Consider the following 8,053-nt stretch of genomic DNA (forward strand, 5'->3'; position numbering starts at 1 on the left):
TTGAGATTCCGGAATTCAACCCTTATGATGGGTAAGTGGCAACTCCACAATCAACTCAGTTCCTTCACCGACTTGACTGACGCACCGAATCCGGCCGCCGTGAGCTTGTACAATTACTTGATAGCACACCGAAAGTCCTAAACCCGTACCTTTTCCCACTGGTTTAGTCGTAAAAAACGGGTCAAAAATCTTGTCTTGAATTTCCGCCGGAATGCCATTGCCGGTGTCGCGCACAGAGATTGCGATCCAGTCCGGCTCGCTTTGCCAACTGCGGATAGTTAATTCTCCCGGTTTTCCCGCTGAGTCGATCGCATCTAAAGCATTGTCAAGCAAATTATAAAATACTTGGTTTATTTGGCCGGCATGACATTTAACTGGCGGCAAATTTCCGTATTGTTTTTCAATTTTTATGTTTGTTTTTAGCTTATTTTGCAGCATCAACAAGCTGCTTTCTAAACCTTCATGCAAATTGACAGCTTTAAATTCAGCGTGGTCTAAACGAGAAAAACTGCGCAGCGTTGTCACGATGGAGCGAATCCTGCTGCTGCCTTCCCGCATCGAATTGAGAAGTTTACTAAAATCTTCTCGAACGTAATCGAGTTCTAGTTCTTCATTGATTCTGACAATTACATCTCTTGCTTCCGGGCAGGCATTACCGCACAATTCTAGAGCTTCGTTCAAGATTTTGAAATATTCTTGAGCGTGAAACAAGTTAGCGTGGATGAAATTGTTGGCGTTGTTGATTTCGTGAGCAATTCCCGCCACCATTTGCCCCAAACCCGACATTTTTTCGGTTTGAATCAATTGCTGTTGAGTCGAGCGCAATTCTTGCAAGGCTGCTTGCAATTGCTGGGTTTGAGCTTGAGATTTCACCGCCGCTTCTCGGACTTTGCTGTAAAGTTCTGCTTGCTGAATGGCGATCGCCATTTGATCGGCTAGCTGCGACAGCAACTCCATTTCTTGGCGCTGCCAATTCCGCGTATCGTGGCACTCGTGAGCAATCAACAAACCCCAGAGTTTACCGGGAAATTGGAAATTAGCATTTGTACCTGTCGCCAGTGAATTTTCTTCGCTTCTAGAAGTAACAATCGGTACGATCAGATTAGCTTTTACTTGCAAGCTGTCTAAAAAATCAACGTGACAAGGCTCTAAACCTGCATTAAAAATATCATTAATTGCTTTGACTCGCCCTTGCTGGTAAAGATCGGCGTAATCTCCTCTAAAACACTTATCTGCCCCCATATCTCCTAAGATAGAAGGCCAAGGAACCGTCATATCTTCAACGACAACTTTTCCTTGCCAGTTGTCATCAAATTGGTAGATAATTACCCGATCGCACTGCAACAGTTGGCGGACTTCCCTCACTGCTGTTTGCAGGATTGTTCCCAGATCCAGGGTACTGCGAATTTGGTTGCCGATCAGTCGCAGCAGAGATTCTCGTTCTGCTTGACGGCGGGTTTTGCTGTAGAGTTTAGCTTGATTGATCGCGATCGCCAATTGCGATGCTACCCCTTCTAAAAGTTGCTGTTCCCAATGGGTCCATTCTCGTTCGCGATCGCACTGATGCAACCCAATTATGCCATTTACTTCACCTTGATAGCGAGTAGCTACTGCCAGCATGGACTTAATCTCCAAAGCCTCGGCAATTTTTCTGGTTTGTGCGTTCAACCCCGGAAAATCGAGAAACTTCGTCAATGCTAGCGACTCTTGCCCAGATACGACTGCGGCCAAGTGCGGGTTGTCAGTAATCGGTACTTTCATCCCCAGTTGTATGGGATAGTCTCCCGCATTGTACTCTCCCCGCGTGACTAACGTTTTTTCTGTATGGGATTCTTTGACTAAAATACTCGCGCGGCTGCACTGTAGCGCTTGCCCCAGCAACCGGCAGGCCGATGTTAAAATCTGTTCTATATCAAGGGTGCTGCGAATTTCGTTATTAATTTGGTTCAGCAAGTTTGATAGCTGAACTTGCTGCTGCATCTGCACGATGATGGCTTTTTGTTGGTCTACTTCCGGCAGCAAAAGACCTTCTTCTTGATTCCAGTTTTCAGGTGCAGGCAATCGCGAAGTTAATCTCTGGTAGGGGTTTTCGTGTTCTTGTATTTTTAAAGACATATTTACTCAGCACTTGTACAGTATTTGGATAGAGTCTGGTTTTTTACAAATTTGCTTACCCCGCCAACAGCCCGACCTTAGCTACCAGGACTGTTACTAGATCTGAACACATTATAAATGATGCAGCCTGAGCATAGCAATTATTTGCTTTACAAATATTTATAAATAATAATTAGGCGCTCAGTAGCCGACAATACTAATGAGGCGCGCGCCATTTTTTTCGTCAGATGTCAATTAGAGTTAACCGCCCAATTAACCGAAGCAAATTAATCTAAAATCTATCTTTAGTTCAATGTTTGCACGCGCGCTCGATCAACATGGAAAACTCAATTGCCGACAATTTTTGCCCGCCAGCTTGCACCGACAACGTTACACCTGGATTGACAGGTAAAGACCAGGTTACAATAGCTTTGGCGATCGGCAATTCGCGGCTGCACTGGGGATTATTTGCGGGCAAAACCCTGGAGAAAACATGGGATACAGAGCATCTCAAAGCTGATGCTGTTTCCGCGCTCTCTGAGGAGGAAAAGACCGAATATTTAGTGCAAACAGTCATGAGGTCGATCGAGCAAATATCTGCTCAAAATCTCCTTTGTCTTCCTGCTACTGGCGCTGTTTCTAGTCCTCACACACTTTCTGTAGTGCCGCTACCTCTGGTTTTGGCATCAGTTGTTCCCCAGCAAACAGCAATCTGGCAGAGTTATCCTCAAGTCCGAATTATTACTTTAGACCAGTTGCCGATCGGGGGACTCTATCCTAGCCTGGGAATTGACAGAGCTTTAGCTTTACTGGGTGCTGGCAACCAATTGGGTTGGCCAGTTTTACTTATAGATGCTGGTACAGCTTTAACATTTACTGGGGCTGATGTCAATAGGTATTTAGTTGGGGGTGCCATCTTACCAGGTTTGGGTTTGCAGTTGTCGTCGTTAGGGAAAAAAACCGCTGCATTGCCCTCAGTCAGCTTACCAGAAAATCTGCCGCATCGCTGGGCTACAGATACTGCTGGGGCAATTCAAAGCGGAGTTGTCTATGCGGCGGTGGCAGGAGTTAGAGATTTTATTGAAGATTGGCGGAGGTTGTTTCCAAATAGCAAAATTGCAGTCACGGGGGGCGATCGCATTTTGTTATTGCAATACCTCGCCGCACTATTTCCCGATACGGCTGCCTCGGTCATTGATGCACCAGAGGCTATTTTTTGGGGAACCCTGGGATTTTAGATTTTAGATTTTAGATTTTAGATTGAGGGATTGAAGGATTGAAGAATTAGATTTCTTGCAAGCGGCAAGTAGGAACGGGCAAGATGCCCGTTCCACAACATAAATTTTGTATGTGGAACGGGCATCTTGCCCGTTCCAAAATTTGGTTAAAAAGACTTTCACAAAAAATCTATTGAAGAATTGGGAAGAGCTGGTGAATATGATGGTTTGGAATTTGCAATGCCCCATGCCCGATGCCCGATGCCCACCCTTCGACTTCGCGAGCGGGCAAGATGCCCGATGCCCGATGACCTGTTTGGCCCATGCCCAATGACAAATTCATTTAGCAAAATCGCTAATATACTTAGCAACAATATCCGGGACTTCCTGCGGCAAATTGCTTTCTCCCGGACTGACAGATTGCAGTTGGGCATTAGGAGCCAGAGCAGCATAGGATTCACACAGAGACGAAGCTGCGGGGGTATCTTCAGAACCGTGCAACAGCAAAACAGGCGCTCTCAGCAAAGGCAAATTCTCATCAACTAACTCGCCTGTAATTTCAGCCCGCCGCCGCCGGAACAGCAACTGCACGGCAACTCGGGACTGCATCAACTGCTGTCTGAAGTTTAGCAGTCTGTCAATCTTGTTTTGGCTACCCAGCAGCTTAGCAATTGGATAGATCGATCGCAGCCACCAGTAAGCCAGCGGAGGTTGACCGATCAGCCAGCTAGCCGTCTGCCACCGCCCCCGCTGGTTGCCAGCCTTGACGCCTTCTGGGGCCAACAACACCAAACCCTGAACTCGATCGGGATATTTGATCGCGTAGCTGGCGGCCACCCAGCCGCCCACAGAGTGACCGATTAAATAAACCTGTCGCAGGTTCAAAGTATCGAGGTATTGGGCGAGACATTCTACTTCCAGGTCGATCGAATAATGAACATTCGGGCGTTCCGAATCGCCAAACCCCAGCAAATCCGGTGCGAAGCATTGGTAGTAGGGGAGCAAATGCTCGATCGTCCGCAGCCACTGACTGCTGTCGTCCCAAGAACCGTGCAAAAATACTAAATTTGGGCCAAGGCCGCCTTCGCGCCAGAAGATTTGCCCTACAGAGAGTTTGACCCGAGAATTGCGTAGCGGTGAGTACATCCGGTTAAATATTCAGCAATAAAAAGATTATTAATTTAATGTTCAGAGATTATAAATTCAAGTAGGGAAAGATTAAAAATTAATTCCCCACTCATCGCTACCAACTTTTGACCCCCCCAAAAAGGGATACAAGCCCCCGACAGTAGTCGTGGAGAGCTCAAAATTTTCGACTCAATTTCGGGAGCCTGTGATTCACTGCGCTGCGAGTAAATCTCAAATCTCCCATGCGAAAATCGACGCTCCGGCGAGATAATTCCCGACTTTGCTCAAATTAGGATGCTCCGCCAGTTTACGCCAAAGTTGTCAGCCCTTGAAAATAGTCCTGCAAGTGCTGGTCGTTATCGTGGCTGAGCTGGTCATGGGGCAGGGATGCCGGCAAAAAAGCCTCAACCTCGCTGATTTCCAGCGTATCCTGAACTTGCATCTTTCCCTCCACCTCTGCTGCCACCACGACACAAATCGAGTGGAGGCGAGGATCTCGATCGGCAGCCGAATAAACGCCCACCAAGCGGCGAATTTTGACTAAATCGAGTCCTGTTTCCTCCGCCAATTCCCGCCGGACTGTCGTCGGAATATCTTCTCCCCAATCCACCATACCTCCGGGCAGTCCCCAGCGACCGTTGTCGCGGCGGCGAATTAAGACAATTCGCCCGTCAGGCAATACAGGAATCACCGCAGTACCCGTGACCGGATGTCGAAAAATCAGCCCGAGCACAGTTTGTACAAATTGCCACCATCGACTCATAAACTCAAAAGCTTGTTTAGGGGAAAGTAATTTTAGACCTGCTGCGCGAGCAGATTTGGGGTCTGAATTGTTAATTCTTCCTTCAGGCGAAATCTCCGGCAAGTCTGCTCAAATCTCCGCTGCGTGATATTCTGGTTTAACGAAAGCAATAAACCTTTTCAATCCTACCATCAGGGTCGATCGCTCTTGGATAGATCGAGTAATGCCCATAAATTCTTTTCCCATAAACTTTTTGAGTCCGTAACAACCGTGGTAGCGACTTCAGCGCTGGAGTCGCACAGCAAAGGAAAAGGCAGTCGATCTTTAGCTGCAAACTTGGCGTGAGATTTTGCCCCGTCTGTGCTGACGCGCCTGCACTGCAATATTGCGCGACTGGTAGTCTGAGTAAATGTCGCGAAAGCCACAAGCTTCTTTGATACAGCCGGGGGTATTGCCCCGAGGGTAAAAATAGAGTACAACTCGCCCCTAGGATAAAATCTGCGAGGCTAACCAAATTGCCGGCACCGTCGGGCAGGCTGAAGGCAAGTGCTACGCCACCTCAATATCGTCATTTGCGTTATTTGTCAAGTGCTTAGAGGAATATTCTCAAAAGTTTAAAAAAAGCAGTCCCGCTTGATCCCGGATGCTCAATGCTAACGGTCTCAAGGGACTTTAGTATAGAGTTTTCTTCTCGATCCGTAAGAGTGCTGGGTGTGATATAATCATCATCGGTCTAAAATTGAGTATAACTAGACAACGTAAAAACTTAACTGGATTAGTTGAGTGCGTAGTCACACCGATAGGTGTTGCGGTTTAGGAAGGCTAAATTTGAACAAAACCTAACTACATAAAGAGAACTGATAGAGTACGGTAGGGTATACCGGAATTCACGCTTGGGGAGAAGACACCTCTAAAGCGGCTGGAGAAATCCAGTTGCAAGCAAGTGACTTCGCCCAAGCAAGAATCTCAGTCACTAAGAGTGGTGAGAGTGTCAAGCTTAAGAATCCCCGGGCGTGAAAGCCAGGGGAATGTCAATGTTTATTAGTGAGGTCATAATGGCTAAGCGCCGCAATCTCAAGAAAGAGAAGGCACAACGAAATCAAGCATACGCTCGCAAGTTTCGCAAGCGGAGAAATCAAGATATGTTCTCCAACAAGAGAAGGCGATTTGACGGTGGCAACGGCGGCGGCATGGGCGCCATGAGCGGCGGCGGACGGGACAAAGATATGGCTGCTGCTGAAGAGTAATAGAGTCAGGCTATCTGCCGAACTTAGAACCACAGTGCAAAACACGATCGTTCTAAGGAGAGATAGCCAGCCAGAATTTGTCCAATAATTCAACGACGATGTTTAGGCGATCCGATCGCGCGCAGCAATCAGTGATTTTCTCACTTGTTCAAACCCGGTACCTCCGTAACTATTGCGAGCCGCCACCACTTGCTGAGGTGCGATCGCGCTGTAAATGTCTGTATCAAAAGCTGGGTGCAAGTCTTTCCACTCCTCAAGTGTCAAATCTTTGAGGAGTTTGCCCCCCGAAAGACAGGTTTTGACGACTTTGCCCACGAGGTTGTAAGCTTCCCGGAAGGGAACGCCTTTTGCAGCCAAGTAATCTGCTACGTCTGTAGCGTTGGAAAAGTCTTCTGCAACGGCAGCAGCGAGGCGTGAGCCATTAAACGCGATTCCTTCCCGCAACAAAATCGTCATTGCTTCCAAGCAACCCTGTACCGTTTTCACGGTATCAAACAAAGCTTCTTTATCTTCTTGCAAATCTTTGTTGTAGGCTAAAGGCAGTCCCTTCACTACTACAAGCAAGGCTTGCAAATGACCGAAAACCCGCCCCGCCTTGCCCCGCACCAACTCCGGCACGTCGGGATTTTTTTTCTGGGGCATGATGCTAGAACCTGTAGCGCAGCTATCTTTGAGCGTAATAAATCCAAATTCGTGAGAAGACCACAAAATCATTTCTTCTGACAAGCGGCTCAGATGTACCATGATTAAGCTGGCGGCTGCGAGAAATTCGATCGCAAAATCTCGATCGCTCACTCCATCCAAGCTATTAGCATAAACCTTGTCAAACTCCAAGAGTTCTGCGGTATAGTGTCGGTCGATCGGGAAAGTCGTCCCCGCCAGCGCGCCGCAACCCAAAGGCGAAATATTCACCCGCTTCGAGATATCGCCGAGGCGTTCCCAATCGCGATCGGACATTTCAAAATAAGCTAACAGATAATGAGCCAAACTAATCGGCTGAGCGCGCTGCAAGTGGGTGTAACCTGGGATTAAAGTTTCGACATTAAGCTCCGCAATTTCGAGCAACACCCCTTGAAATTCCCGCAATTGCTCGCGAATTTCGGCAATGCGATCGCGCAAATACAAGCGAGTATCAGTACCGGCTTGGTCATTGCGCGATCGGGCCGTGTGCAGCTTTTTGCCAGCATCCCCGACAATATCCGTCAGGCGCTTTTCTACAGCGAAGTGAACGTCTTCTGCATCAACTCCCGGCACAAAAAGACCTTGGCGGTATTCGCGGCGGATTTGTTCCAAACCATTGACTAATTGTTCGCCTTCTGCTGCGGAAATAATCCCAGTTTTGGCCAGCATTTTAGCATGAGCGATAGAACCGGTCAAGTCATACTCAATCAGTTCTATATCGAAGCCAATACTAGCATTGAATCGTGCGATCGCCGGGTGCAGCGCCGACTCAAATCTTTGACTCCAAGTTTTCGGTTGTGTTGTTGTCATTGCTGAAGGTAAAACTAGATGATCTCTCTCTTGCAGAACCCTATAAAAACAGGTTCGTAGTAAGGACTTTAGTCCTCCGGTTCGTAGTAAGGACTTTAGTCCTCCGGTTCGTAGTAAGGACTTTAGTCCTCCGG

8 protein-coding genes are annotated in these 8,053 nt (G+C 47.6%); 2 read left to right on the forward strand and 6 right to left on the reverse strand.

What is annotated here, in order from left to right; genetic code table 11:
- Positions 1-15: 15 nt before the first annotated feature.
- Positions 16-2,115, reverse strand: coding sequence for a GAF domain-containing sensor histidine kinase (locus tag QUB64_RS24765; protein ID WP_333275953.1), 2,100 nt, complete (start codon positions 2,113-2,115; stop codon positions 16-18).
- A gap of 317 nt (positions 2,116-2,432) precedes the next feature.
- Here QUB64_RS24765 and QUB64_RS24770 point away from each other — a divergent pair, with 317 nt between their 5' ends.
- The gene (locus tag QUB64_RS24770) at positions 2,433-3,332 is read left to right on the forward strand and encodes a pantothenate kinase (protein ID WP_333275955.1); all 900 of its coding nucleotides are present in this window, start codon (positions 2,433-2,435) and stop codon (positions 3,330-3,332) included.
- 169 nt (positions 3,333-3,501) lie between these two features.
- Here the strand turns inward: QUB64_RS24770 and QUB64_RS24775 are convergent, their stop codons facing one another.
- The 4 genes from QUB64_RS24775 to QUB64_RS33060 form a co-directional block, all read right to left on the reverse strand.
- Positions 3,502-3,654, reverse strand: a complete 153-nt coding sequence (locus tag QUB64_RS24775) for a hypothetical protein (protein WP_333275956.1) — start codon at positions 3,652-3,654, stop codon at positions 3,502-3,504.
- A complete protein-coding gene (locus QUB64_RS24780) occupies positions 3,651-4,457 on the reverse strand; it encodes an alpha/beta fold hydrolase (RefSeq protein ID WP_333275958.1) in 807 nt (268 codons plus the stop codon). The genes QUB64_RS24775 and QUB64_RS24780 overlap by 4 nt, the downstream gene beginning before the upstream one ends.
- A gap of 289 nt (positions 4,458-4,746) precedes the next feature.
- The gene (locus QUB64_RS24785; protein ID WP_333276016.1) at positions 4,747-5,202 is read right to left on the reverse strand and encodes an NUDIX hydrolase; all 456 of its coding nucleotides are present in this window, start codon (positions 5,200-5,202) and stop codon (positions 4,747-4,749) included.
- 170 nt (positions 5,203-5,372) lie between these two features.
- The gene (locus QUB64_RS33060; protein WP_333275960.1) at positions 5,373-5,606 is read right to left on the reverse strand and encodes a redoxin domain-containing protein; all 234 of its coding nucleotides are present in this window, start codon (positions 5,604-5,606) and stop codon (positions 5,373-5,375) included.
- Between the two features lie 630 nt (positions 5,607-6,236).
- Between QUB64_RS33060 and QUB64_RS24795 the strand changes: the two genes are divergently transcribed.
- Positions 6,237-6,428 (forward strand): hypothetical protein, encoded by a 192-nt coding sequence (locus QUB64_RS24795; protein WP_194066729.1) that lies wholly within the window; start codon positions 6,237-6,239, stop codon positions 6,426-6,428.
- A 102-nt stretch (positions 6,429-6,530) separates the two neighbouring features.
- On the opposite strand, the gene argH is transcribed toward QUB64_RS24795, so the two are convergent.
- Positions 6,531-7,919 carry an argininosuccinate lyase gene (gene argH / locus QUB64_RS24800; RefSeq protein ID WP_333275962.1) on the reverse strand — a complete coding sequence of 463 codons (1,389 nt, stop codon included), beginning with the start codon at positions 7,917-7,919 and terminating at the stop codon, positions 6,531-6,533.
- Positions 7,920-8,053: the final 134 nt, after the last annotated feature.

The sequence above is a fragment of the Microcoleus sp. Aus8_D2 genome (assembly GCF_036702665.1).
Taxonomy (GTDB): domain Bacteria; phylum Cyanobacteriota; class Cyanobacteriia; order Cyanobacteriales; family Microcoleaceae; genus Microcoleus.

Excerpts from the sequence above, each read along its gene's own strand:
- QUB64_RS24765 (WP_333275953.1), bottom strand. The coding sequence starts at position 2,115 with ATGTCTTTAAAAATACAAGAACACGAAAACCCCTACCAGAGATTAACT.
- QUB64_RS24770 (WP_333275955.1), top strand. The coding sequence starts at position 2,433 with ATGGAAAACTCAATTGCCGACAATTTTTGCCCGCCAGCTTGCACCGAC.
- QUB64_RS24775 (WP_333275956.1), bottom strand. The coding sequence starts at position 3,654 with ATGAATTTGTCATTGGGCATGGGCCAAACAGGTCATCGGGCATCGGGC.
- QUB64_RS24780 (WP_333275958.1), bottom strand. The coding sequence starts at position 4,457 with ATGTACTCACCGCTACGCAATTCTCGGGTCAAACTCTCTGTAGGGCAA.
- QUB64_RS24785 (WP_333276016.1), bottom strand. The coding sequence starts at position 5,202 with ATGAGTCGATGGTGGCAATTTGTACAAACTGTGCTCGGGCTGATTTTT.
- QUB64_RS24795 (WP_194066729.1), top strand. The coding sequence starts at position 6,237 with ATGGCTAAGCGCCGCAATCTCAAGAAAGAGAAGGCACAACGAAATCAA.
- argH (WP_333275962.1), bottom strand. The coding sequence starts at position 7,919 with ATGACAACAACACAACCGAAAACTTGGAGTCAAAGATTTGAGTCGGCG.